Here is a 25,614-nt window from a genome sequence, read left to right on the forward strand (position 1 = left end):
ATTAGTAACAACTGAGGGACTCTTGGCCAGTCACTCAACCAAATACAGGCAAAGCAACAAACTGAGAGTCCCTGAGTTTTAGAGTATGACGATCGCTCGTCTATTCAATCCTTGTTACTATGACAGGGAGTTGATTACATAGTCGAGAAGAGCGCGGAACTCACCCAAAGCTTGAGGAGACAAGTCACGAGGAGAGCAAGCGCGATCGCGAGTGTAAGTCAACGCGGTAACATAAGGAGCTGTGGGCAGACCCAAAGAGCGATAAACTTCACGAGCACCTGCAATACCCCACTCATCCAGAGGTCCAGTACCGCCCACAACTAAGCTGTAGTTAATCAAGCGTAGGTAGTGCTTGATGTCGCGGAGGCACTTGTCTTTCTTGACTTGGGTAGCGCCAGCTTCACCATCTTGGGTCAAGTAAGGATATTTCTTGAAGGCAGCATCATAAGCTTCCTTAGCGACGTTATCGATACCAGCAGCTAGCTTTTCAGCAGCTTCTAGACGAGCGCTAGCACGTTGAATGCTACCTTGAACTGATTCTAGATCAGAGGTAGTTGGGAAACGACCTGCTGCATCAGCAGCTCCAATAACCGTAGTGATAACTGATTTCATTGCTTTTTATACTCCAGATTAGATTTGATCGAGTTTTAATTTCAGTTGGCTTGACTAATAGGCTTTAGGCGTTAGCGATTAGCAATTAGCTCAGAGCAGAAATAACGCGATCGAAGTAGCTAGCAGCTTCAGCAGCTAGAGCAGAACAGTCGCCTTGAGGAGTGTCCAATTTGCGGAATCTTTTGCCAGCGTTAGCTTCGGTGTTGGTGTTGGTGATGTGAGCGACACTGATCGCCTTGAGAATCTGAACAGCACGTACAGAAGAGGCGGTAGGTACGCCCAAAGCTGCGTAGGTTTCTTTCAGACCGTTCAAAGCACGATCGTCTAATACAGAAGAATCACCAGCCAACAATGCGTAGGTTACGTAGCGCAGGATGATTTCAGCATCACGTAGACAAGCAGCAGTCCGACGAGTGGGGTACAAGTTGCCACCAGCTTGAAGCAAACCAGCGTTTTCACAGGCAATCCCAGCGATCGCATCAGAAACTGCACAGCTAGCATTGCTGGCGATCGCATTCACTGCATCAAGGCGCTTGTTGCCTTCAGCAATGAAAGACTTCAGGGCTGCTAAGTCAGCACCACCGATAGCGGCGGTCTTGGCATCTGCCGTAATTACAGCTCTGGAAAAAGCATCAAGAACCATGAGTTCTCCTTAATATTCACAAATGGCGGATATTATCTGGCGTGTTCTCGATCAGATTAACTGCGAGTAGCCAAAGAAAAACATAGGGGATCAATAGTACCCTAGTCTTTACTATGAGAGACAAAGTAATAATCTGTAATATTTAATTGGGGATTGGGGATTGGGGATTGGGCACAAGAGGCAGGGGGGAAAGACTTACTGCAACTTCCTTCCTAGTCCCTAGTCTCCAGTCCCTAGTGCCTAGTCCCCAGTCCCTAGTCCCTAGTCCCTAGTCCCTAGGGCGTGTTTTCAAAGTCTTAGATCCCCTCAACCCCCCGATAAATTGGGGGGCAAAGAGTCTCTTAAAGTCCCCCAATTTATCGGGGGATTTAGGGGGATCTAAAAAGTTAGGAGGCTAAACGAGCAGTTTGAAAACACGCCCTAGTCCCTAGTACAAGAAGGCAAAAGTAAAAAGAAAGAATGCTTATTTTGTAGGCTTTCTGGCTATTTAAAATGGTTGCTTTATTTCTGCCGTGTCGTACTAGTCCCCAGTACCCAGTCCCCAAAAAATTAAGACTTACGCATTTCAATGGAACTCTGCCACTGCGTAAGTCTTAAAGAAAAAATATTATTTTTTACTTGATCAAGCTTCTTTGAGCAGGTGTTTGACCAAATTATCTTTCACCATCATCTGCCGTAAAACTTCTAATAAAAAATCCTGAGCCTCTTCTTGACTCAAATTCTTTACCTGGTCTTTCAAGTTTTGTAAGCGAAACTGCTGTTCTAAAGTTAGTTCGATTGGGAAGTTCATCATTAACTCCTCGGATTTACTGGCTCGAAGGGTATTTTTTATTACCGCTAGTGAAGGCGTGGGCTGCCGTAGACATTTATTTATAATAGTTTAGCACTTGGATATTAAAACGTCTAGGTTGTCAAGTCATGATAAATAGACATAATGAAAGTTTACAATTACATAATAATTATGTTTGTCTCTCCCTTTCCAGGGAGTTTCTTGAACCAGACCACTAATAGCTGTAATGTTTAGAATGTTTAGATACCAATAACTTTAAAAAGAAATAACCCGTAAAACATCGTCCGCAGGAGTAATAAGTAGGAGTCAGAAGATTGATAGACGCAATGGAATTTTTTCAGCTAAGTGCTGGTAAGTGGCGATCGCAACGTGCAACACATCATCTGGCGTTCAAGCGCTCAGAGACGGGAGAATCGGATATACAGGTAGAAACTCTCGATGCCGATCATCCCGAAATCATTGAACTGTGCCAGTATCATGAGATTGACCCCAGCCTTTCAGTAGGAGGGTCGCGTGTGCGTTGGCTAGGCACAATGGCTTGGGATCGAGAGGGTGAAGAGAACCATGAGGGAAAAACTATATTTGCGATCGTGCCTGATGGCGATAACCCAAGAGTTGGTAAATTACTCCGCGAAAGAGGTTATGCCGAAATCATGCCTGTAGTCGGTCTTTTTCACATGGATGATGAAGATGGACTAGTGTTGACAACCGAATACGAAACAATGAGTTCCATAGAGCGATTCTGGTTTGCCAGCCCAAATATGCGAATGCGAACCAGTACAGTCAAACGGTTTGGCGGCTTTAGCACGGCATCATTTTGTACGGAAACCCGTATTGATGCTTCTGTTGAGGTTGTCAGCGCACAAGAAGTAACACTAAAACAAGGGTCTGATATTCTGGAAAAAAGAGAGTTTTATTCAGTTTTGGGGTGGTGAATTATCTCAAGCAGAGTGATGCTTTTACTCGTGGGCAAGATTACCTGCGTCTGGTACAGGGACTTGCCCTAGAGCCGGGTATGGTGGATGTGTTTGATAACTTGCGCGATCGCATCCCCATTTGCACTTGGATCGGCGAGAATATTAACACCGTCAACGCTCAGATCAACGCCTATCTAGAAGTTTGTCATGAGTGCTTTCATCCCCAAGAGCGTCGCCATATCCAAATTTTTGCAGTACCCATAGCTCAATCCTTTGGCATAGATGGGCTGTGCAATATTCTCACCAACCCAACTACTATTTTGGTAGATGTCGGTCGAGTTGCACCTAGAGACTGGTTTGGTGTAGTCGTCCATGAGTACGCCCATGCACATCTAGGAGACTTTGGACACAATCAGCAGTTTGCTAGCATCCTATCTCATCTATGTTTAGGACTGGGATTGGAACCACCCCACTGGGAGGCAGGGATGGAAGCAACTTTGCGTAGCTGGCCTCACTGTAAGTCAACCCTAGATCCCCTGAAATTTTGGATAGGTCACTGAAGAGAGGCAAGGGGTATAGATCAGGGAGAATAATTAATCTAATCCCTAATACTTCTCTATGAGAGGCTGCGCCAACGACAAAGCCCCATGCCCCATTAATTTCTTTTGCTAAATGTTAAAAATGATTGCTTCAGATCAAAAAGGTGAAACTGAATCTCCTAATCTATAAATATGTGAACAAAGTTTTTTAGTCATTAAGTTGGAAGCTCCAGTCCCTTGATTAATTAACTATGGGTTGAATCAGCAGGCTAATCGTTTTTCCTACGAATACTGAAATCACCCTTAGTTAAGTTTCGTGAAATTTTATCAGAATCTGAATTTCTGATCCAACTACTCCCTTAATATGTGATTAAAAGTTGTTAACTTTAATTAAGAACATGGAGGCTTTAGAGTGCCAATTCCTCTGTTAGAATATGAACCTTCAAGTCAAAACCAGCGTGTAGCTGGATATGAAGTACCGGGTGATGAACAGCCCAGGATTTTTAATACAGACAATATTCTGTCTCCGTCAGATTTAGGCGATCTGATCGAAGCAGCATATCGTCAAATTTTCTTTCATGCCTTTGCTGCCGATCGCGAAACATATTTAGAGTCTCAACTCCGTAATGGACAAATTACAGTGCGAGACTTTATTCGTGGGTTGCTGCTTTCCAATACCTTTAAGAGAAGCTTCTACGACCTCAACAATAATTATCGCTTTGTTGAGCAAGTAATCCAGCGTGTTCTAGGACGCGACCCATACAACGAGCGGGAAAAAATCGCTTGGTCAATTGTAGTTGCTACCAAGGGTATTGTCGGCTTTGTTGATGAAGTACTCAACACTGAAGAGTACCTGAGCAATTTTGGTTACTCCACAGTGCCTTATCACCGCCGTCGGATACTGCCATCCCAGTCTGAGGGTGAATTGCCATTCAACATCAAATCTCCGCGATACGAAGATTACCACCGTACCAAATTGGGTTTCCCCCAAATTATTTGGCAGGTAGAAGTACGCAGATTCCTACCACAAGAGCAAAAGCCCAAGGCTGGCGATCCAGCTTTATTCTTGGCAATGGCACAAAGTGTCAATGCTACTGGCAATGCGCCACAACGGATCTCGTCATTCAACATCGATATCGAAAAGTCTGTACCTTATCGGCAACTGGCAGGAATTAAATAACGATTTTTGGTCAGTGGTTGGCTAGTACATCCGTTTGATCGATCATTTTATAGCGTGCATAAGTCTTGGGTTATGTAGGAGTTTCATTTAGATATAGGACTACTATTTGATTTTCAAAAAGATACGTAGGGTGTGTTAGCACCAGCGTAACGCACTAAATCCTTAGGAATGGTGCGTTACGGATTTCATCCTAACGCACCCTACAGTACCTAATTTTGTTCAAAAATCAAATAGGAATCCTATATAACTAAGTGAAACAGACTCTATCCCATGTCTGATGCACGCTAGTTGTTAATGGGAATTGGGAATTGGGAATTGGGTATGGTTTTTTATATGGTTCTGCTTTCAGGTGTGGATAAGCTTAAAGTGTAGTTCGTCTTTTTAACATCTCCAAAAGTTTTGTAAAGTGGGCGGGAGGAGTGGCTGTCACCTCAATCAATTCCCCAGATATGGGATGCTGCAATTTTAGCCGCCAAGCGTGGAGTGCTTGACCGGGCAAATTTACCCCCACTGAATGACCAGAACTATAAACTCGGTCGCCGACAATTGGATGACCCATTTTGGCGCTGTGGACGCGAATTTGATGGGTACGTCCAGTTTCTAATTGAAAGTGAATTAAGGTGAAGTTACCAAGTCGTTCTAGTATTTGCCAATGAGTGACGGCGACTCGTCCCCCTTCTTCTACGGGTATAATCGCCATTTTCTTGCGGTCTTGGGGATGGCGACCAATGGGTAAGTCTATGGTGCCACTTTCAGTTTTTGGCGCACCGTAAACTATGCCCAAGTATTCTCGCCTTGCAGTTTTTGCTTTGAGTTGTGCTTGTAGGTGACGATGGGCAATATCTGTTTTAGCGATCGCGATCGCTCCCGTAGTATCCTTATCCAATCGATGGACGATTCCCGGACGTTGAACTCCGCCAATTCCTGGTAAATTGGGACAGTGTGCTAACAGAGCATTTACCAAAGTGCCATCTGGATGACCGGGCGCAGGATGGACAACTAAACCTGCGGGTTTGTTGAGAATAAGTAATTGGTCGTCCTCATAGAGGATATCTAAGGGGATATCTTCTGCAAGCAGTTCCAAGGGTTGGACTTCTGGTATTTCCAGAGTGATCCGATCGCCTAACTTGACATTGATCTTCTTAGATGTACAAACTTGATCGTTAAGTTGGACGTTACCCTGTTCGATTAACTGTTGGATGCGAGAACGGGATAAATCTGGTAATTCTTGGGAAAGATAACGGTCAAGGCGATCGCCTTTAGTGTTGACACAGTGTATCGTATTACTGGAGGGAAGTAGGCTAGGTGCTGCATCCTCCATAACAGAAGACAAGCCATCGCTATTTTCTTGGATTTGTAAATTAAATTCGGTCACAATTGCTCTAGATTAATTCCCCTTCTTTAAGTAAAGCGCGGAATCCTTTAAAAGGGCTGTTAGAAATCGCGTATACCCAGGCAAAACCTTGATTTTAACTTAGTCCACGGATGCGGACGAGAGTTTGTGTAGCTTGGCTAAAAGGGCGGTTAGAAACCGCGTCTACACGAGGCTTTACCCACCTTCGTGGGTTCAAACCGTTGATTTCTTAGTCCGCGGATGCGGACGAGAGTTTGTGTAGCCGCGAATTCTATTCGCCTTTGTTGTCTTGTATTTGTTCTCTTACCGATTGTCGAAACGCTCTCAGTGCTGAACTCATTCCTGTAGTTCGCGCCATTTCCACAAATCGGGGAATAAGATCAGTGATAGAAAAAGTAGGAAATGTGGGGCTGATGAGAGACTTCACATATTGATCACCTTGCAGCAAACTAATTTCTAGGTTGTTGCTTTCATATCGCCAGATTTCAGGTACTTTCAACGCCTGATAAGCACTAATTTGGGTTTTAGAGGTGATATCAATTTCAATCGCCAAATCAGGAGGAGGATCAATAGTTAGGTCGATCCTGTCTTTTCCAATCATTAGCTTATAGTTTTGAATATAAAAACAATCATCGGGTTCAATACCTGCACTTATATCTTTTCGCTTAAAGGTAGTTGAACCTAAAGACTCCCAATTCAGATCGAGTTCGTCTAGCAAAGTTTTCACCAAGTCTCCGATGATTACCTTAGCTCGTTCATGTTCTGGTAATGGAGCCATAATTTCTAACGTTCCTTGGCTGTATGCTACTCGACTCCTGCGATGCTCCCCTAACTCCTTGAGAATTGCTTCAAATACTGGCCAACTCACATCTTCCAGTATTATTCTTTGCCCTGGTGGAACTCGAATTTGTCTGAGTTGAAGAGTAACCATAGGATATTAGTTGTTAAATAACTTCATTTTTACTCAAATTTGAGATGAAGCGATCGCCCTAGGCAAAAAGCGATCGCTTAAATTCTCTCCATCTCTCCTCCTCCGTGTCCTCCGCGCCTCTGCGGTTCGTCATTCTAAATTTATAACTTCTTGCGGTAACTCAAATAAACCATCTTCCCCAGCTTCAAAATCAATTACCTGATACACAGCATCAATATTTAACTCTCCATAAATATGAGGAAATAATTCACCTATTTCAGCAGGTTCATAGCGAATTTCAGCTTGTACTTGATCAGAATCAATAAAAAGTATTACCAATTCTTTTTGATTATCAAAAAATTTCTTTGCAACTTTGAGTATTTGCGTTGACTTGGAACAGTGGATAAAGCCTTCACTTTCTAACGAATCAGCCCGATATGTACCGATATTTTTTGCTTGTTCCCATTGTTGGCGTTTGGTGATATGGAGGATAGTATTCATGTTGCTTGTATCATTTGACGAAGATTATCTAAAGGTGATTCGGATTCATTAGGATTATCAGGATAAAATTCTAACACTACAGTAATCTTCAGTTGGCGATTTTGCATATGATTTAATTTAGAATCGAGTCAATCAGTGCGATCGCAGCCCAATTTTTTTGCTTATTAGCATTATTCGCATTTCGTGATGCAGAGGATAATATTCATGTTACTTCTATCATTTTACGAATATCATCTGAAGGTGATTCAGGTTTAGCAGGTTCATCAGGATAAAATTCAAGATATAATCTATATTTATCTGTAGTGACATTTGAGATATATATTTTAATTTTTAGTTTGCCTTTTTGCCAGCCTCTACCACTAATTTTAAGTATCTGGCAATCTATAACCAAATTTAATTTAACTTCATCTATTTTCATAGTCTCTTGACTAATAGATAGCTGCTTGAAAAATTCAGAAATTTGAGTGTTAGCATTTTGAATTGAGTATAAATAGGAAGCACTATGACGTTCCCATTTGCTATAAATCTGTTCCTGAACTAATTCCTTTAATCTGCTGACTTTAAAAGTGTCTTTCTCCAAAAGTACAACGTCATCACAGTCTAGAGTAATGAATTTATTCTTCATACCAGTGTAGTCAATTCAGAGGGGACAATAATGGCTTGATAATTTAAGCCTACTCCAGCTTATTATGTAATTTTATTTACATCAAGATAGTGGAAATACTCAAATAACTTGCAAAAGAATAATTTGAGCATCTATCAAGCGATCGCTCAACAACATTCCTAAATAAATTATGAACAAAAAGATCCCCAACTTCTTGAAGAAGTCGGGAATCTGAGCCTCTCGGTGTTTACCAAATTACACCCAGACACGAGCTGTTCTTTTGCGCCTTTGCGTAAGATTATAATTTTATAAATTCGGTGGAATACAAACATCTGGCGCACACAAACCAGGAAATTCCAGCGTTGTAACCTCAAAGTTATCCAAATCTACGCAACGAATAGCATGGTTATTAGTATCAGCAATATATAAATATGAATCCATAACACTCAATCCCGAAGGTTCAAAAAAACGGCTATTCTTACCTTGATCATTTTGTAAGCCAGCAGAACCGTCTCCCAAAACTGTTTGACAATTCCCACTCAGACTAACTAATTTAATTTTATGATTATATGTATCTGCCACCCACAGAAAATTCTCAGTATATTCCACTCCTAAACAATGCTGTAAACGAACATCTTCACCTTGTCCATCTACATCACCAAAACCAAATAAACCGCCACTACCGCATACAGTTCGCACTTGGTACGGTTCTACAATTCCCACAGCGCGAATTGAACTAACTTCACTGTCAGCAATATATAATTCTTGCCCATTATTAGTAATACCACTAGGTTGAGCAAAGGCAGATTCAGTAAGTGAACCATCAATACACGCTTCTGCACCAGTACCAGCATAAGTTTTAATAATGCCAGTTTCCAAATCCATTTGCCAAATTTGATGCGGTCCAGCCATTGCAATAAATAGGGTATTTCCCACTTTCACTAAATCCCAAGGGGAATTCAGCGCGGTTTCTAAACCAGCACCCCCATGAGGATGGATATTGCGGCTTTGTTCACCAGTTCCTGCGATCGCTTCTACTACTTGACGCTTTAAATCAACTCGCCGCAGGGTATGATTTTCTGTATCAGCAACATAAAGAATCTGATTTTCGGCATCATAAGCCATTCCCTGCGGTGCAAAAAATTGCGCCTCGTTAAAAGCACCATCGGTTAAGCCAGATTTTCCAGTACCAATTAAGTGCAAAATTTCTCCATCATAGCTACTCACAACCAGGCGATGATGTCCAGAATCAGCGATGAACAAACCCATTGGAGTAGCTAGAACTTTACCAGGAAAAGCTAGAGGTGTGATTAATGGTTGGCGTTGTTTTTCTGAAGTCAAGCTGATTTCTTGGAAATTAATTGTACCTTTGTTTTCATGTTGCTGAATTAACTTTTGAATCAACTCGTCTAAAGTGTCACGGTTTCCTTCACCAGATATCTGTCCTATCACGTAACCTTCTGGATCAATAATTATTAACGTCGGCCAAGCACGCACAGCATATTCTTCCCAAATCCGAAAACCGATGTCAACTACAACTGGATGTTCGATGTCGTAGCGCAGAATAGCTTGGCGAATATTTTCTGTTTCTTTTTCGTTGTCAAATTTCGCGGAGTGAACGCCGATAATGGTAAGACTATCTTTATATTTTTGTTCTAAATATTTCAGGTTTGGCAGAATATGCAGACAATTGATGCAACAGTATGTCCAAAAATCTAAAATGACGACTCTACCCTTGAATTGTTTAAGAGACAAGGGTTTATCGGTATTGAGCCAAGAGTAACTTTTTGGTAATTCTGGCGCTCTGACACGGGGAATCATAAAGTATTCTTTGCTCTTAAAGGATGTTTATACCAATTTTTTGAAATAGACCGGTGAAAAATAATGATATATTACCGTGTGTTACGCGGTGTACAACTTTCTCTCAAACCTAACCCCCAGCCCCTTCCCTACAAGGGAACTGACTTTTCACGGCATCTGGAAAACCTCTCTCTAAATCTCTCTCCTAAAAGGAGAGAGACTTTGAATTTTCCCCCTTCCCTCCTAGGGAAGGGGGTTAGGGGGTTAGGTTTTTGGTGGACTTTTCCACATAACGTGAAAAGTCACACAAGGGAAGGGGAGCAAGACTTAAAGCCTCTCGCCGAAGCGCACAGAGGAATGGAAGCGGGGTTTCAAGAATAACTTGCACATCGCGTGTGTGTCGCTACTAGAGACTTAGACAAAACCAAACCGAAGTTTAATTCCAGGAGAGCTAAATGTTTAACCAGTAAATATGAAGTCAGAAACACGAAATGTATTATTACAAGCTTACGCACAATTACAAGAAATCATTGATGATTTGTATGAAGCTCATGACAGAGCAATAGCAAACAATGATTTTGATGATGCTAGCTTGCTGGCTAGTAGAGCAGATAGACTTTATGAAGAAGCAGAAAATTTAGAAATTGTGATTTCAGAACAGGAGCAAAGATGAAAACAATTGAAGAATTAAAGACTCGTATTAAGGAACTCAGTAAACAAGCTGTTGAACTCAGGCAAAAAGCATCTGAAGTGTTTTTAACTAACCAAGAGCAAGCCAAACAGTTTAGGCAACAGGCAAGAGAAGCTAGCAAGCGCTGCCAAGTATTGATACAAGAGTTAAAACGCCAATAAGTATAAACTATAGGAATCCGGTTTGATTTCTGAAAAAAAATTAAGTATTTGTAGGGTGCGTTATGACTTGAGTCTAACGCACCAAAGCCTTGAAAATGGTGCCGTACTCTCGGCGATAACACACCCTACGTGTTGTTCAAAAATCAAATAGTAATCCTATAGAATCAATTTGAGCGTGTATTACTTTTGAAAAGACTAGACAAACTAACTACTGAAAATTTATCAGCTTGGGTACAACAAGCGAAAACTAAAGCTGAACACGGCAAAGTTATCGATCGCATTCCGCAATTAGCTAAAGCTGATCCTAGTTGGTTTGCAGTTCACATCTGCTGTAAATCAGGTAAAACCATCAGTTTTGGGGATACAGCTTGTGTTTTCCCGCTAATGAGCGTGATTAAGATATTTTCCCTACTTTATCTGCTAGAACATCTGGGAGCAGAAACAGTTTTTCGGTGGGTTGGGGTGGAACCATCGGATGCACCCTTCAATTCTTTAGAACAATTAGTTAGCGATCGCGGACACCCCCGCAACCCGATGATTAATAGTGGGGCAATTACCCTCGCCGATAAATTACCAGGAAAAAACCCTAGCGATCGCACTCTTTCATTTTGTCAATGGCTCAACCAATTAGCCGGTTGCCAACTATATTTAGATGAGGTAATGCTGGCTTCAGTGCGATTAACACCTTCAACAGCTAATGAAGCGATCGCTAATTATCTCGCCCAAGCCGGACATCTAGAAAATCTGGAAACAGCACTTGACACTTATGAGCAAATATGCTGTCTATCTGGGCGAGTTGAAGATTTAGCCCTGTTAGGAAAACTCCTAGCTTGTGAAAATAGCTGTTTATTAGCACAGAAACGTCGAATTGTCAATGCTGTGATGTTAACTTGTGGATTGTACGAAGCTTCTGCCGAGTTTGCAGTCAGAGTTGGTTTACCGATGAAATCAGGGATTGGTGGTGGACTTGTAGCAATAGTACCAGGTGAGGGAGCGATCGCTTGTTACAGTCCCGCCTTGGATAATATCGGAAATCCTGTCGGTGCGATCGCATTTGTTGAAACTTTAGCGCAAGAGTTGCAGTTGAGTGCCTTTGGTTGATTCTGTTGTAGGTAACGGCGTTGATTCAGGAGTTGGTGTTACCTCTGCCTGTGGTTCTGGTGTCGGAGACTCAATAATCTCTGGCAGCGTGGGTGGCAAACTGGGAGATGGCGCAACTGTTACTTGTGGAGTAGGGACTTTACCAGTCCCACGGTTGAAATATCCACCAAATCTAGATTTTGTTGGTTTAGGCGCAACTTTTTCAGGTAACGGCGTTGATTCAGGAGTTGGTGTTACCTCTGCCTGTTGTTCTGGTGTCGGAGTAATTATTTCTGGTGCTGGAGACTCAATAATCTCTGGCGGCGTGGGTGGCAAACTAGGAGATGGTGTAACTGGTGCTTGTGGGGTAGTGACTTTACCAGCCCCACGGTTGAAAAATCCGCCCAATCTAGGTTTTGTTGGTTTAGGCGCAACTTTTTCAGGTAATGGCGTAGATTCAGGGGTTGGCGTTGCCGTTGGCTGTGGTTCTGGAGACTCAATAATTTCTGCTGGTGTCGGGGAAAAGCTAGGAGATGGTGCAGCCGTTGGAACTTCTAATTTTGGTTGTTCTGGCTGTGTTTTAGATTCTTTTGGAACTTCAGTTTCAGGAACGGGCTGTTTTTCTACCTTCGGTTGTATTTGGGGTGTTTTTTCAACAGAAAGTGTAGGTGTGGGTTTAGGTGCAGGTCTATAACTGGGGTCAACAATACCGCGTACCTCAGCTGCTGTGAGTTCTCCTCTACTAATTTTTGACAGACTATCTTTACCCTTTGGCTGGTAGTCAATCAATCTAACTGTGGTATTAAAGGCATTTTTCAGAGGATTTCCCTGGTTATCGAGAAATTCCAGTTTTACCCAATTTTTTCCTGGATGGAAGCCCTTAAGGTAAACTGCCTGCCAGCGATCGAAAATAAAGCTTTCACCATTAATTGTGACGCGAATACGCCAATCACTGAATTCGTCGTTAGCGTTTTCCTTGCCAACGAGGTGCAGGGGCGCGTTAGTTAGGTAAAAGTCCAGTAAGATTGGTTCTGTTCCGTAGTTACCTTGAGGATTGCTGTAAGTTAGCAGGGGTAATTTGGGATCTGGGTTGTTGTCGTCGGTTTTTGTAAAAACGTGAAATGTTGCCTGGGCATAAGCGCCTTCATTTTTGAAGCTTTCATCCCAAGGACGGGAGGCGAAGACGCGTAGGGTATGAGTACCTGGGGATAAGTCTGGCAAAACCAAGGGCTGATTCAGGTCGTAAACAGATATATGAGGTTGGTTATCTAGAATTACGTGTAGATGAGGCCCCAGTTGTAATTGTGGGTCTTTAAATATTGGTAAATCCTTAACCTGAAAACTGGCTGTAACTTTGTTATCTTGGAAAACTTGATCAGGTTGTGGAGTCACAATTGTCACTTGTGGCTGATAAACTTCCAAAATTGGACTCAGTTCTTGGATCGCAGATGGTGGAGAAACTTCGGAAAATTGCTTTGAAATTTGAGAAATCTGTGGAGAGTTTTCTCTATAACCAGTAGATACTTCCTGGCTAGCGACTTTCTCGCCACAACTGGTCAAGCTTAATACCAGTAACAATGTCATTACCCACTTGAGAATCGATAACCTCTCAGGGAGGAACTTCTCTAATACCCTTTTCTGCCACGAGTTCATAGGTTGCACCCAGTGATAGTCTTCGACAATTGACAGATTATTTTGGCTCAAACTGTCCATCTGGAACTATAGCCCAAAAGGTGAAATCTACCTCACACCCCATAAGTTTTCTTGTGGATCTCAGGAAGTTTTAAAATAAGTCATATTCAATACAGCTTTTTACTTATAAAAATTGGAATATGACACAAATATTTATGGGTAATAGCAGTAAAAGCTGGAACATCGGCTACATAAAGTCAAACCATAAATTTTACGAATTGTTATCCTTTGTAAATAAAATAGATAATCTATTGACTTTTGGACAAAAACTTTGACGTTAAAAGCCAGCAAAGGCAGGAATTTCAGCAATATTCGAGCAAGTTTGAATTATTGTTAAAATATCTCTAACAAAGTGCAGGTGAAGACTCTATAATTCAACGAGAAACAACTCTCCACATCGGGTCTTCATCGCGGCTTCAGTAAAATTCTGAGTATGCGGTAATGGTTCACTTTGTGGTATTCATGATTCCTCATTCCTTATCAAGAGAGGAGGTCAAATGACAATAAGTCCTCCGGAGCGAGAGGAAAAAAAGGCAAGAGTAATCGTCGATAACGACCCAGTTCCAACCTCATTCGAGGCATGGGCCAAACCTGGTCACTTTGACAGATCCTTAGCCAGAGGTCCCAAAACCACCACATGGATTTGGAACCTGCACGCACTCGCCCATGATTTTGATACACATACAAGCGATTTAGAAGACATCTCCCGCAAGATATTCTCAGCCCACTTCGGCCACCTGGCTGTAGTGACAATCTGGTTGAGCGGGATGATTTTCCACGGCGCGAAGTTTTCCAACTACGAAGCTTGGTTAAGCGACCCCTTGAACGTTAAACCTAGCGCTCAAGTCGTTTGGCCCATTGTCGGGCAAGACATTTTAAACGGTGATGTTGGCGGTGGTTTCCACGGTATTCAAATCACCTCTGGTTTGTTCCAAGTCTGGCGTGGCTGGGGTATTACACACTCCTTCCAGCTTTATGCAACTGCGATCGGTGGCTTGGTATTAGCAGGCTTATTCCTATTTGCCGGCTGGTTCCATTACCACAAACGCGCTCCCAAACTGGAATGGTTCCAGAATGTGGAGTCCATGCTGAATCACCACTTGCAAGTACTGCTAGGTTGTGGTTCCTTAGGATGGGCAGGTCACTTAATCCACGTTTCCGCACCGACCAACAAGCTTTTGGATGCAGGCGTTGCTCTCAAAGACATACCCTTGCCCCACGAGTTCATCTTGAACAAAGACTTGTTGACCGAGCTGTATCCCAGCTTTGCTGCTGGTTTAGCACCTTTCTTCACCTTGAATTGGGGTCAGTATGCTGACTTCCTTACCTTCAAGGGCGGTCTGAACCCAGTCACAGGCGGTTTGTGGATGAGTGACATCGCTCATCACCATTTAGCGATCGCAGTTCTCTTTATCGTTGCTGGTCATCAGTACCGCACTAACTGGGGTATTGGTCACAGCATTAAAGAGATCCTAGAAAACCACAAAGGTCCTTTCACCGGTGAAGGTCACAAAGGTCTCTACGAAAACCTGACCACATCTTGGCACGCTCAGTTGGCTACTAACCTGGCCTTCTTGGGTTCGCTGACCATCATCATCGCGCATCACATGTACGCGATGCCCCCTTATCCATACTTGGCAACTGATTACGCTACGCAGTTGTGCATATTCACACACCACATGTGGATCGGTGGCTTCTTGATTGTTGGTGGAGCGGCTCACGCTGCGATCTTCATGGTGCGTGATTACGATCCAGTTGTGAATCAAAACAACGTCCTGGATCGAGTAATTCGTCACCGTGACGCGATTATTTCTCACCTGAACTGGGTATGTATTTTCCTCGGCTTCCATAGCTTTGGACTTTACATCCACAACGACACAATGCGCGCATTGGGTCGTCCTCAAGACTTGTTCTCTGATACAGGGATTCAATTGCAGCCAGTATTTGCCCAGTGGATACAAAATATCCACGCCTTGGCTCCTGGTACAACTGCACCTAATGCCCTAGAACCAGTTAGCTATGTCTTTGGCGGCGGTGTCTTGGCTGTTGGCGGTAAAGTGGCGGCTGCACCCATTGTTTTGGGCACAGCGGACTTCCTAATTCACCACATTCACGCTTTCACCATTCACGTCACCGTCCTAATTCTGCTCAAAGGTGTACTATACGCCCGTAGCTCTCGTCTGATTCCAGACAAGGCAAACTTGGGCTTCCGCTTCCCTTGCGACGGTCCAGGTCGTGGCGGTACCTGTCAAGTCTCCGGTTGGGATCACGTATTCCTCGGACTTTTCTGGATGTACAACTCCATATCGATTGTAATTTTCCACTTTAGTTGGAAGATGCAATCAGATGTTTGGGGAACCGTAGATGCAGATGGGACTGTAACTCATATCACTGGTGGTAACTTTGCCCAAAGTGCTATTACCATCAACGGTTGGTTACGGGACTTCTTGTGGGCGCAAGCTACACAAGTCATCAATTCATACGGCAGTGCGCTATCTGCCTATGGTCTACTCTTCTTAGGCGCTCACTTTGTCTGGGCATTCAGCTTGATGTTCCTGTTCAGTGGTCGCGGCTACTGGCAAGAACTGATTGAGTCCATTGTTTGGGCGCATAACAAACTGAAGGTAGCACCAGCAATTCAGCCTCGCGCTCTGAGTATTATTCAGGGTCGGGCTGTAGGGGTAGCTCATTACCTCTTGGGAGGAATTGCCACAACTTGGGCATTCTTCCATGCACACATCCTTTCAGTAGGGTAGCAATCAGTTGTGGAGTGCTGAGTGCTGAGTGCTGAGTGCTGGGAAAATACTCAAAACTTGGTACTCAGGACTCAAAACTCAGGACTCTAGACGCTGGTATTTGATGGCTAAAGGTCAGAGGATTTATTAAACCTATGGCGACAAAATTTCCGAAATTTAGCCAGGATCTCGCACAGGACCCGACGACTCGTCGGATATGGTATGCGATCGCTACAGGCAACGATTTTGAAACCCATGATGGCATGACGGAAGAAAATCTTTACCAAAAGATTTTCGCAACTCACTTCGGTCACTTGGCAATCATCTTCCTGTGGGCATCCAGCCTCCTGTTTCACGTGGCCTGGCAAGGTAACTTTGAACAGTGGATTAAAGATCCCCTTCACATCCGTCCCATCGCCCACGCGATTTGGGACCCCCACTTTGGTAAACCAGCAATCGAAGCTTTTACCCAAGCTGGCGCTAGTAATCCGGTAAACATTACCTACTCTGGTCTCTACCATTGGTGGTATACCATCGGTATGCGGAATAACGGCGAACTGTACAACGGTTCAGTGTTCTTGCTGTTATTCGCTGCTGTATTACTGTTTGCTGGTTGGCTGCACTTGCAACCCAAGTACCGTCCTAGCTTGGCATGGTTTAAGAGTGCTGAACACCGCCTAAACCACCACTTGGCAGGTTTGTTTGGTGTTAGTTCATTGGCTTGGGCTGGTCACTTAATTCACGTTGCTGTCCCCGAAGCTCGCGGTCAGCACGTAGGTTGGGATAACTTCTTGAATACCCCACCCCACCCAGCCGGTTTGACACCATTCTTTACAGGCAACTGGGGTGTTTACTCTCAAAACCCTGACACTCCTGGACACATATTTGGGACATCGCAAGGTGCAGGAACTGCAATTCTGAGTTTCTTGGGTGGTTTCCATCCTCAGACAGAAGCTCTGTGGTTGACTGACATTGCTCATCACCATTTAGCGATCGCAGTTCTATTCATCGTTGCCGGTCACATGTACCGGACAAACTTTGGGATTGGTCACAGTCTCAAAGAAGCATTAAATGCCAAGAGTTTCTTCGGCATTCCTGTTGAAGGTCCGTTTAACCTACCTCACCAAGGTATCTACGACACCTACAACAACTCCCTGCACTTCCAATTGGGTTGGCACTTAGCAGCGCTAGGTGTAATCACCTCCTTGGTAGCACAGCACATGTACTCCATGCCTTCCTACGCATTTATTGCGAAGGACTACACAACTCAGGCAGCGTTGTACACCCATCACCAGTATATTGCTGGATTCCTGATGCTTGGTGCTTTTGCCCACGGTGCAATCTTCTGGGTACGTGATTACGATCCAGAGCAAAATAAAGGCAACGTACTTGACCGCGTGCTGAAGCACAAAGAAGCGATTATTTCCCACCTTAGCTGGGTATCCCTTTTCTTGGGCTTCCACACCCTTGGTTTGTACGTACACAACGACGTAGTAGTTGCTTTCGGCACACCTGAAAAGCAAATCTTGATTGAGCCAGTATTTGCTCAATTCGTCCAAGCTGCAAACGGTAAGGTACTGTACGGTTTAGATACATTGCTATCTAACTCCGATAGTATTGCTTACACAGCATGGCCTAACTACGCTAACGTTTGGCTTCCAGGCTGGTTAGATGCCATCAATGCTGGTACTAACTCCCTGTTCTTGACAATTGGCCCTGGCGACTTCTTGGTACACCATGCGATCGCTTTGGGTCTGCACACCACCACCTTGATCTTAGTCAAAGGTGCTTTGGATGCCCGTGGTTCCAAGCTGATGCCCGATAAAAAGGACTTCGGTTATGCCTTCCCTTGCGACGGCCCCGGTCGTGGCGGTACTTGCGACATCTCAGCATGGGATTCCTTCTACCTCGCTACATTCTGGATGCTGAACACCCTGGGTTGGGTTACGTTCTACTGGCATTGGAAGCATCTCGGTATTTGGCAAGGCAACGTAGCTCAGTTCAATGAGAACTCTACATATCTCATGGGCTGGTTCCGCGATTACCTCTGGGCTAACTCTGCTCAGTTGATTAACGGTTACAACCCTTATGGCGTGAATAACCTGTCTGTCTGGGCTTGGATGTTCCTGTTTGGACACCTAGTTTGGGCTACTGGCTTCATGTTCTTAATCTCCTGGAGAGGTTATTGGCAAGAGTTGATTGAAACCCTTGTTTGGGCACACGAACGCACTCCTCTAGCTAACCTAGTTCGCTGGAAAGACAAGCCCGTGGCTCTGTCAATTGTTCAAGCTCGTGTAGTTGGTCTAGCTCACTTCACTGTTGGCTACATCGTAACTTACGCCGCTTTCTTGATTGCTTCTACTGCTGGTAAGTTCGGTTAATTCGGCTCCTAGTTTTGTAGATAAGTAATTTAAATCCCCTGCCGCAAGGTGGGGGATTTTTTGTGGAATTAGTTGAGTTTAAAATTACAGTAATAGAAGTTTAAGATACTATAAAAATAAATGGAAATAAAATGCAATTCCAACAAAAATCTATTATCAAAGATAATTGGTGGCTGATGTCCTGTAGTTTTCCTAACTTAAATTGGGCAAGGTTAAGAACTTACGATGATTTATCCTCTGAAATATTAGATTGTGATGGTTCTAAATACACATTTTCTAATGAAGAAGAAGCACGTTACTTCTTAATGGAGGATGAATTCACCCAATTTGAATTACTTGATCAAGAAGATGAACAAGAACACAGTATCTCATTGTGTCTCATACAGATACCAAAAGGAAAAAACGAAAAGGAATTGATAGAAAAAATGTATGTAAAACAAACCGAAATAGAAAATGAACACTAAACTTGTTGATTCACTTCTCTCTCTGATGAAGAGCGATCGCTATTAAAAATTAATTTTAAATTCATCGAAATGTTGAACCTCATACCATTTCACACAAATCCTGATACATATAGATTTCTCACAGGGGTTTACATCCAACAGTAGCAGCATAGACTCAAAGGTTGTTTCTGCCCTGCGGCGAAATTTTCATCGCCTAAACACCAGAATTATCAAGGAGTCTCAGCCAAGTGAATTCCAGTGACAGCAACATTGACAAACCATCTCTAGAAATCAACGCTTCTCGCCAGTTTACCGCTTGGCTTTATGAGCAAAACCTCAGTCTATCCTTCACTACCTATCAGGTGGGGAAATTATTCTTCATCGGCTTGCAACCAAACGGCAAATTATCTATATTTGAACGTAGCTTTGAGCGGTGTATGGGGTTGTATGCCAATGACAACAGCCTCTACATGAGTTCCCTGTATCAGATGTGGCGATTTGAAAACATTATCCAACCTGGAGAAAACCACCAAGGCTACGATGCTCTCTATTTGCCCCAGATGAGTTATGTCACAGGAGATTTGGATATTCACGATATCGCTTTGAGTAAAGTAGAAGATAAAAATTTAAATTCACAAAAATTAGTATTTGTCAATACTTTATTTAGTTGTTTGGCAACAGTCAGCGAAACCCATAGTTTCGTTCCCCTGTGGCAACCAACCTTTATCAGCAAGCTGGCGGCGGAAGATAGATGTCACCTGAATGGGTTGGCAATGCAGTCAGGAAAACCCAAATACGTTACGGCTGTCAGCCAATCGGACGTAAACGAAGGCTGGCGGGAGCATCGGGCAAATGGGGGCTGTGTTATTGACGTAGAAAGCAATGAAATCGTCTTGCGGGGGCTGTCTATGCCCCATTCCCCCCGGTGGCATCAGGAAAAACTCTGGCTCCTCAACTCAGGTACGGGAGAGTTTGGTTTTGCCGACTTAAAGCAGGGAGTGTTTGAACCAGTCGCCTTCTGTCCGGGATATCTGCGCGGTTGTGTATTTTTTGGCAACTTTGCAGTGGTGGGAATTTCCCAACCCAGACATAACAAGACCTTTAGCGGGTTGGCTTTGGATGACAAATTACAGCAGAAAAACGTTGAACCTCGCTGTGGGTTACTAGTGATTGACTTAAGAAGCGGTGATATTGTCCATTCCCTGCGAATAGAAGGGGTAGTGCTGGAATTGTACGACGTGGTAGCACTTTTGGGAGTACGTCGTCCAATGGCCATCGGGTTTCGCAGCGACGAAATTAGGCGGGTGGTAACGGTGGGATCAGAAGAAACTCAAAATCCATAATAGGCTAGTACGACACGGCGTAAATAAAGCAAGCATTTTAAATAGCCAGAAAGCCTACAAAATAAGCATTCTTTCTTTTTACTTTTGCCTTTTTACTTTTGCCTTCTTGTACTAGCGAGTTAAGATTTTGGATGGCAATGCGATCGCTGACAAAAATCTTTACAACAGATGCACGCCCTTACAATCGTATCTGTTACAGGAATTTCGTGAAATACCATGACTTTTCACAGAATGTAGAATCAGAAAAGTGGTGTCTGCAATTTCAGTATTAAAGCGGAAACAACATACATTCACTTGCTGAAAATCCGCAATTGCCACCAGGACAACTGCAAAAACGCAGTGTAGCCTTTAACTAGAAAAACACTATCAGGCAGTTGCTAGACAAAACTTTTATATTATTTTATTGTTTTTATGACTCCAAAACACAGCAAAATTAAATTTCCCCTTTGGCAGTATCTGAACCAGCCCTTATTTAGTCGTGATACTAAATTGGTATTGAATCCCCAACGCTTTTCATTAATCTGGCATCTTCAACTTCTAGAACGCTGCTGGACTAAAGAATGTGACGCCAAGGGACCCCAACAGCATTAGATATCTGAAAAGCTGCTGCACTCAACTAAAAACTGGCAAACTAAGCCTCGTCTAGAGAACGTTGCTTTTTGCCATCAAGTAAAGTACTGACAGTCATATCTCCCATGACATTAATTGCGGTGCGGCAGCGATCCAGAAACCAGTCTACAGTAACTAGCAAAGCAATGTACTGGGTAGGTAAGCCGACAGAAGTGAACACCAGTGTCATTGTTACCAGTCCAGCATTAGGAATATTTGCCGCACCGACAGATGCAAAAATCGAGGTAAGAATAACAATTAACTGCTGTGGCAGACTCAGATGTTGCCCAATCAGTTGAGAAATATACAACGCAGACATTGCTTCGTAGAGGGCAGTGCCATCATTATTGAAATTTGCCCCGACTAATGCCCCCAAAGCAGCAGAAGATTCCCTTAAACCGACTTTTGTTTGCAAAACCTCAAAGGTTACAGGCATTGCCGCCGCAGAAGAAGAAGTTGAGAAAGCCGTCAAAAAGGCATCAGAACCGCCAGCTAAGAATTTTAACGGGTGTACCCAAGAACCGAATTTTACTCTGGTGAGGTAGTAGCACGCTTGCAATACCAATGCTAACAGTACCGCCACGATGAATGCACCCAAAGATTTAAAGGGTGCAAAGCCTTGCATAGCAATGGTTTTAGATACAATTCCAAAGACTGCGAACGGCACTAAGGCAATTACCCAGTTGAGGATGCGGGCTACCGCTTCAAATAAAATCCCGATGACATCCTCAATTGGCTGGTATCCGTTCTTACCTTGGGCGATTTGTTCAGATTTTAATCCCCGTAGGACAATGCCAAAACTTAGGGCAATAACAATCAATTGGATGACATTATTATCAACCAGTGGCTTAAGAACAGCTTCCGGTACAGCATCTTTGATTATTCCCCAAGGATCAATACTCTGAGTAGGTATTGCCGTACTTGTTGGGGTGGTTACATTGCCCCAAGTCCCTGGACGTAGCACATTGGCTACCAAAAGTCCTATTAAGATAGCCACGGTAGTGTTAGTTAAAAGTAGCACTGCTAGCCGCCGTCCGGCTGTACCAGGGATGTTAGTAGTCATCAAGGTATGCAACACTGCTGCAAAAATCAGGGGTGTAGCCAAGGCGCGGAGAGCCTTTAGCACCAATTCAGCCGGAATTGCTAAATTGTTGATTAAGACTGCGTTGCTGGGATTGGGATTCCCCGCACCAAGAGCAATTCCGACGCTGATTGCGGCGACTAAGGCGATCAAAATTTGTAACGTGAGAGGGATACGCTGCCACCAAGGGCTAGCTTTGGTTGCAGATGAAGTGGTACTCTCTGTTTGACTCATTAGTTAGATGCTGATGAACTGCTGTAACTATTAAAACAACACTGATGACAGTGACAATTTCGGAAAAAGAACAGCTTTAATTGTAGTTAAAAACTGTTAATCTAAGATTCCGTTGCTTTGCAAAATCCGGCTCGAAAGGGTATACCACAAGGTAGTCCCCTAGAGATATCTTGGCTTGTGGTTGGAGATGCTTATGTCCTTTGTGCCTTTACATATTCACAGTGACTACAGTCTACTTGATGGGGCAAGTCAGCTACCAGAGTTGGTGGATCGAGCGATCGCACTGGGGATGAAAGCGATCGCTCTTACCGATCATGGTGTCATGTATGGAGCGGTTGAACTGATTAAAATCTGCCGTAGTCAAAATATTAAGCCGATAATCGGCAATGAAATGTATGTAATTAACGGCGATATTGAGAAACAAGAACGCCGCCCCAAATATCATCAAGTTGTTTTAGCTAAAAATACTAAAGGTTACAAAAATTTAGTCAAATTAACCACAATTTCTCACCTTCAAGGTGTTCAAGGTAAAGGAATTTTTTCTCGTCCTTGTATTAATAAAGATTTACTAAAACAATACCATGAAGGCTTGATTGTCACCAGCGCTTGCTTAGGTGGAGAAGTCCCCCAAGCGATTCTTAGTAATAGACCAGATGCAGCCCGGAAAGTTGCTCAGTGGTATAAAGATGTATTTGGGGATGATTATTATTTAGAAATTCAAGACCACGGCTCCCAAGAAGACCGAATTGTGAATGTTGAAATAGTCAAAATTGCTAGAGAGCTAGGCATTAAAATTATTGCTACTAATGATTCGCATTTTATTTCTTGTTTTGACGTTGAAGCCCACGACGCTTTGCTCTGTATTCAAACGGGTAAATTAATTGTTGAAGATAAGCGGATGCGCTATAGCGGCACAGAGTATCTCAAATCTGGTGAGGAGATGCAGCAGCTATTTCGTGACCATTTGCCGGATGATGTGATTGTCGAAGCGATCGCCACTACTGAAGAAGTCGCCGATAAAGTCGAGCCTTACCATATCATGGGTGAGCCTCAGATTCCTACACCCCCCATTCCCTCCGGTCATACTGCTGACACTTACGCCGAAGATGTTGCATGGCAAGGACTTTTAGAACGATTAAATCGCAAATCTCGCCAAGAAGTAGATTCCGTCTATAAAGAAAGATTGGAATACGAACTAAAAATGATTCAGCAGATGGGTTTTTCCAAATACTTTTTAGTTGTATGGGACTACATCAAATTTGCTAGAGATAATAATATTCCTGTAGGTCCTGGTCGGGGTTCGGCGGCTGGTTCATTAGTTGCTTATGCAATGCGAATTACTAATATTGACCCTGTACATCATGGGTTACTATTCGAGCGTTTCTTGAACCCAGAACGTAAATCAATGCCTGATATTGATACAGATTTCTGTATTGAACAACGGGATAAAGTTATTGATTATGTAACAGAGAAATACGGTGCAGATAGAGTTGCCCAAATTATTACTTTTAACCGTCTAACTTCTAAAGCAGTTTTAAAAGATGTCGCCAGAGTATTAAATATTCCCTACGGGGAAGCTGACAAAATGGCGAAATTAATTCCTGTAGTGCGGGGGAAACCAACCAAACTCAAGGTGATGATTTCCGATCAAACCCCAGAACCAGAGTTTAAAGAGAAATATGATAAAGAACCCCATGTCCGCCATTGGCTTGATATGGCAATGCGAATTGAAGGAACTAACAAAACATTTGGTGTTCATGCGGCGGGTGTGGTAATTTCTGCCGATCCCCTTGATGAAATTGTCCCACTACAAAAAAATAATGACGGTTCTGTAATTACCCAATATTTCATGGAAGACTTGGAATCAATGGGTTTGTTGAAAATGGATTTTCTCGGTTTACGGAACCTAACGCTAATTCAAAAGACTGTTGATTTAATTCACGAAACGAAAGGATATCGGATTGATCCTGATGAAATTCCCCGCCAGGAAAGAAAAGCCCAGAGGATATTAGCTAAAGGTGAACATAGCAGTCTGCCAAAAGATGTCCAAAAAACTTATGAATTATTAGAAGCAGGTGAGTTAGAAGGGATATTTCAATTAGAATCTTCTGGGATGCGTCAAATTGTGCGAGATTTGAAGCCTTCTAATATAGAAGATATATCTTCAATTTTGGCACTTTACCGACCGGGACCATTAGATGCGGGTCTGATTCCAAAATTTATTAACCGCAAACATGGTCGAGAAAAGATTGATTATCAGCACCAAATTCTGGAACCAATTTTAGACGAAACCTATGGAATTATGGTCTATCAAGAGCAAATCATGAAAATTGCTCAGGATATGGCTGGATATTCTCTAGGACAAGCTGACTTGCTGCGTCGGGCGATGGGTAAAAAGAAAGTTTCTGAAATGCAAAAGCAGCGAGAAAAATTCGTTGATGGCGCAGCTAAAAATGGTGTTCAGAAAAAAGTTGCGGATGAATTATTTGAGCAAATGTTGAAGTTTGCTGAATATTGTTTAAGCTATGACACAGAAATATTGACAGTAGAATATGGATTAATACCCATTGGAGAAATTGTAGAAAAAGGCATTGAATGTACTGTCTACAGCGTTGATATTCATGGGAATATTTACACCCAACCTGTGGCACAGTGGCACGATCGCGGAGAACAAGAGGTGTTTGAATATTGTTTGGAAGATGGTTCAATAATTCGGGCAACAAAAGACCATAAATTTATGACTGTTGATGGTCAAATGTTGTCAATTGATGAAATATTTGAACGCGAATTAGATTTAATGCGGGTTGAGGGTTTGCCGAATTGAGAGCAGGGGTAGTGATAATTGAGCATTCTCCGCTTGCTATATGAATGAGAGTTAACGGGACTTTTATTAAGTTGATAGTGAGGTTAAATTGCCATGTATAGACCAACCGCTTTTCAAGAAGATAATGTTGATAAATTGATCGCCTTTATGAGAGCCAATAGTTTCGCTACGTTGGTATCGATTATAGACGGTGTACCTTATGCTTCACACGTTCCTCTTGTCATTGCAATGCAAGGGGATGCTGTTAAATTAATTGGTCATCTGGCAAAGCAAAATCCTCAATCGCAAGCCCTTAGCACTGAGTTACTTATTATCTTCACTGGGGCACACGCTTACATTTCCCCTACCTTGTATGAAAAGCATGAGAGTGTACCGACGTGGAACTATATTGCTGTTCACGCCTAAAGGTTCACCGAGGGCAAACTCCTCATTTTCCTCAAGCGGCTCGATATGGAAATCAGCTTACATCTTCGCCCTCGTCATGCGCCGG

At 43.1% G+C, this 25,614-nt stretch carries 22 protein-coding genes and 1 pseudogene; 12 read left to right on the forward strand and 11 right to left on the reverse strand.

Translation table 11 applies throughout. The annotated features are described in order from the left end of the window. Window positions 1-117 precede the first annotated feature (117 nt). From V7K97_RS05055 to V7K97_RS05065, 3 genes are all read right to left on the reverse strand, one after another. On the reverse strand, window positions 118-612 hold the full coding sequence (locus V7K97_RS05055; protein ID WP_334799591.1) for a bleomycin hydrolase: 495 nt from the start codon (window positions 610-612) through the stop codon (window positions 118-120). An 85-nt stretch (window positions 613-697) separates the two neighbouring features. Further along, window positions 698-1,255 carry a bleomycin hydrolase gene (locus V7K97_RS05060; protein ID WP_334799592.1) on the reverse strand — a complete coding sequence of 186 codons (558 nt, stop codon included), beginning with the start codon at window positions 1,253-1,255 and terminating at the stop codon, window positions 698-700. Between the two features lie 622 nt (window positions 1,256-1,877). Continuing rightward, the gene (locus V7K97_RS05065) at window positions 1,878-2,045 is read right to left on the reverse strand and encodes an NblA/ycf18 family protein (protein ID WP_334799693.1); all 168 of its coding nucleotides are present in this window, start codon (window positions 2,043-2,045) and stop codon (window positions 1,878-1,880) included. Between the two features lie 317 nt (window positions 2,046-2,362). On the opposite strand from V7K97_RS05065, the gene V7K97_RS05070 reads away from it, so the two are divergent. The 3 genes from V7K97_RS05070 (at window position 2,363) to V7K97_RS05080 (ending at window position 4,681) form a co-directional block, all read left to right on the forward strand. Then, the gene (locus tag V7K97_RS05070) at window positions 2,363-2,980 is read left to right on the forward strand and encodes a phycobiliprotein lyase (protein WP_334799694.1); all 618 of its coding nucleotides are present in this window, start codon (window positions 2,363-2,365) and stop codon (window positions 2,978-2,980) included. Then, entirely contained in the window at window positions 2,977-3,522 is a 546-nt protein-coding gene (locus V7K97_RS05075) for a hypothetical protein (RefSeq protein WP_334799594.1), read from the forward strand. Before V7K97_RS05070 ends, V7K97_RS05075 begins: the two co-directional genes overlap by 4 nt. A gap of 391 nt (window positions 3,523-3,913) precedes the next feature. Further along, entirely contained in the window at window positions 3,914-4,681 is a 768-nt protein-coding gene (locus tag V7K97_RS05080; RefSeq protein WP_334799595.1) for a phycobilisome rod-core linker polypeptide, read from the forward strand. 361 nt (window positions 4,682-5,042) lie between these two features. On the opposite strand, the gene V7K97_RS05085 is transcribed toward V7K97_RS05080, so the two are convergent. The 6 genes and pseudogenes from V7K97_RS05085 to V7K97_RS05110 form a co-directional block, all read right to left on the reverse strand. Further along, a complete protein-coding gene (locus V7K97_RS05085) occupies window positions 5,043-6,002 on the reverse strand; it encodes an RluA family pseudouridine synthase (RefSeq protein WP_442936857.1) in 960 nt (319 codons plus the stop codon). A 304-nt stretch (window positions 6,003-6,306) separates the two neighbouring features. Then, on the reverse strand, window positions 6,307-6,966 hold the full coding sequence (locus V7K97_RS05090) for a Uma2 family endonuclease (protein WP_334799598.1): 660 nt from the start codon (window positions 6,964-6,966) through the stop codon (window positions 6,307-6,309). Between the two features lie 129 nt (window positions 6,967-7,095). Then, complete coding sequence (locus V7K97_RS05095) at window positions 7,096-7,446, reverse strand: DUF952 domain-containing protein (RefSeq protein ID WP_334799600.1); 351 nt, start codon at window positions 7,444-7,446, stop codon at window positions 7,096-7,098. Further along, a pseudogene (locus V7K97_RS05100) lies at window positions 7,443-7,556 on the reverse strand (KGK domain-containing protein); the annotation flags it as partial. The pseudogene V7K97_RS05100 and the gene V7K97_RS05095, both read right to left, overlap by 4 nt. A 92-nt stretch (window positions 7,557-7,648) precedes the next feature. Further along, window positions 7,649-8,071, reverse strand: a complete 423-nt coding sequence (locus tag V7K97_RS05105; RefSeq protein WP_334799602.1) for a KGK domain-containing protein — start codon at window positions 8,069-8,071, stop codon at window positions 7,649-7,651. A gap of 285 nt (window positions 8,072-8,356) precedes the next feature. After that, window positions 8,357-9,871: a thioredoxin-like domain-containing protein gene (locus V7K97_RS05110; RefSeq protein ID WP_334799604.1), complete on the reverse strand. Its 1,515-nt coding sequence runs from the start codon at window positions 9,869-9,871 to the stop codon at window positions 8,357-8,359. Between the two features lie 451 nt (window positions 9,872-10,322). On the opposite strand from V7K97_RS05110, the gene V7K97_RS05115 reads away from it, so the two are divergent. The 3 genes from V7K97_RS05115 (at window position 10,323) to glsA (ending at window position 11,803) form a co-directional block, all read left to right on the forward strand. Continuing rightward, entirely contained in the window at window positions 10,323-10,523 is a 201-nt protein-coding gene (locus tag V7K97_RS05115; RefSeq protein WP_334799605.1) for a hypothetical protein, read from the forward strand. Beyond that, a complete protein-coding gene (locus V7K97_RS05120; protein WP_334799606.1) occupies window positions 10,520-10,702 on the forward strand; it encodes a hypothetical protein in 183 nt (60 codons plus the stop codon). Before V7K97_RS05115 ends, V7K97_RS05120 begins: the two co-directional genes overlap by 4 nt. Before the next feature lie 186 nt (window positions 10,703-10,888). Further along, entirely contained in the window at window positions 10,889-11,803 is a 915-nt protein-coding gene (gene glsA, locus V7K97_RS05125; protein WP_334799608.1) for a glutaminase A, read from the forward strand. Here glsA and V7K97_RS05130 read toward each other — a convergent pair. Next, on the reverse strand, window positions 11,768-13,435 hold the full coding sequence (locus V7K97_RS05130) for a hypothetical protein (RefSeq protein ID WP_334799696.1): 1,668 nt from the start codon (window positions 13,433-13,435) through the stop codon (window positions 11,768-11,770). The genes glsA and V7K97_RS05130 overlap by 36 nt on opposite strands. A gap of 536 nt (window positions 13,436-13,971) precedes the next feature. On the opposite strand from V7K97_RS05130, the gene psaA reads away from it, so the two are divergent. The 4 genes from psaA (at window position 13,972) to V7K97_RS05150 (ending at window position 20,376) form a co-directional block, all read left to right on the forward strand. Further along, a complete protein-coding gene (gene psaA / locus V7K97_RS05135) occupies window positions 13,972-16,230 on the forward strand; it encodes a photosystem I core protein PsaA (protein ID WP_334799609.1) in 2,259 nt (752 codons plus the stop codon). A 134-nt stretch (window positions 16,231-16,364) separates the two neighbouring features. Next, window positions 16,365-18,590 (forward strand): photosystem I core protein PsaB, encoded by a 2,226-nt coding sequence (gene psaB, locus V7K97_RS05140; RefSeq protein WP_334799610.1) that lies wholly within the window; start codon window positions 16,365-16,367, stop codon window positions 18,588-18,590. 131 nt (window positions 18,591-18,721) lie between these two features. Next, complete coding sequence (locus V7K97_RS05145; protein ID WP_334799611.1) at window positions 18,722-19,054, forward strand: hypothetical protein; 333 nt, start codon at window positions 18,722-18,724, stop codon at window positions 19,052-19,054. A 227-nt stretch (window positions 19,055-19,281) separates the two neighbouring features. Continuing rightward, window positions 19,282-20,376 carry a TIGR03032 family protein gene (locus V7K97_RS05150; RefSeq protein ID WP_334799613.1) on the forward strand — a complete coding sequence of 365 codons (1,095 nt, stop codon included), beginning with the start codon at window positions 19,282-19,284 and terminating at the stop codon, window positions 20,374-20,376. A gap of 631 nt (window positions 20,377-21,007) precedes the next feature. On the opposite strand, the gene V7K97_RS05155 is transcribed toward V7K97_RS05150, so the two are convergent. Further along, the gene (locus V7K97_RS05155; protein WP_334799615.1) at window positions 21,008-22,300 is read right to left on the reverse strand and encodes a dicarboxylate/amino acid:cation symporter; all 1,293 of its coding nucleotides are present in this window, start codon (window positions 22,298-22,300) and stop codon (window positions 21,008-21,010) included. A 193-nt stretch (window positions 22,301-22,493) separates the two neighbouring features. On the opposite strand from V7K97_RS05155, the gene V7K97_RS05160 reads away from it, so the two are divergent. Then, entirely contained in the window at window positions 22,494-25,124 is a 2,631-nt protein-coding gene (locus V7K97_RS05160) for a DNA polymerase III subunit alpha (RefSeq protein ID WP_334799616.1), read from the forward strand. Between the two features lie 93 nt (window positions 25,125-25,217). After that, a complete protein-coding gene (locus tag V7K97_RS05165) occupies window positions 25,218-25,529 on the forward strand; it encodes an FMN-binding negative transcriptional regulator (protein WP_334799617.1) in 312 nt (103 codons plus the stop codon). Window positions 25,530-25,614 lie beyond the last annotated feature (85 nt).

The organism is Nostoc sp. (assembly GCF_036917815.1).
In the GTDB taxonomy this organism is placed as follows: domain Bacteria; phylum Cyanobacteriota; class Cyanobacteriia; order Cyanobacteriales; family Nostocaceae; genus Nostoc.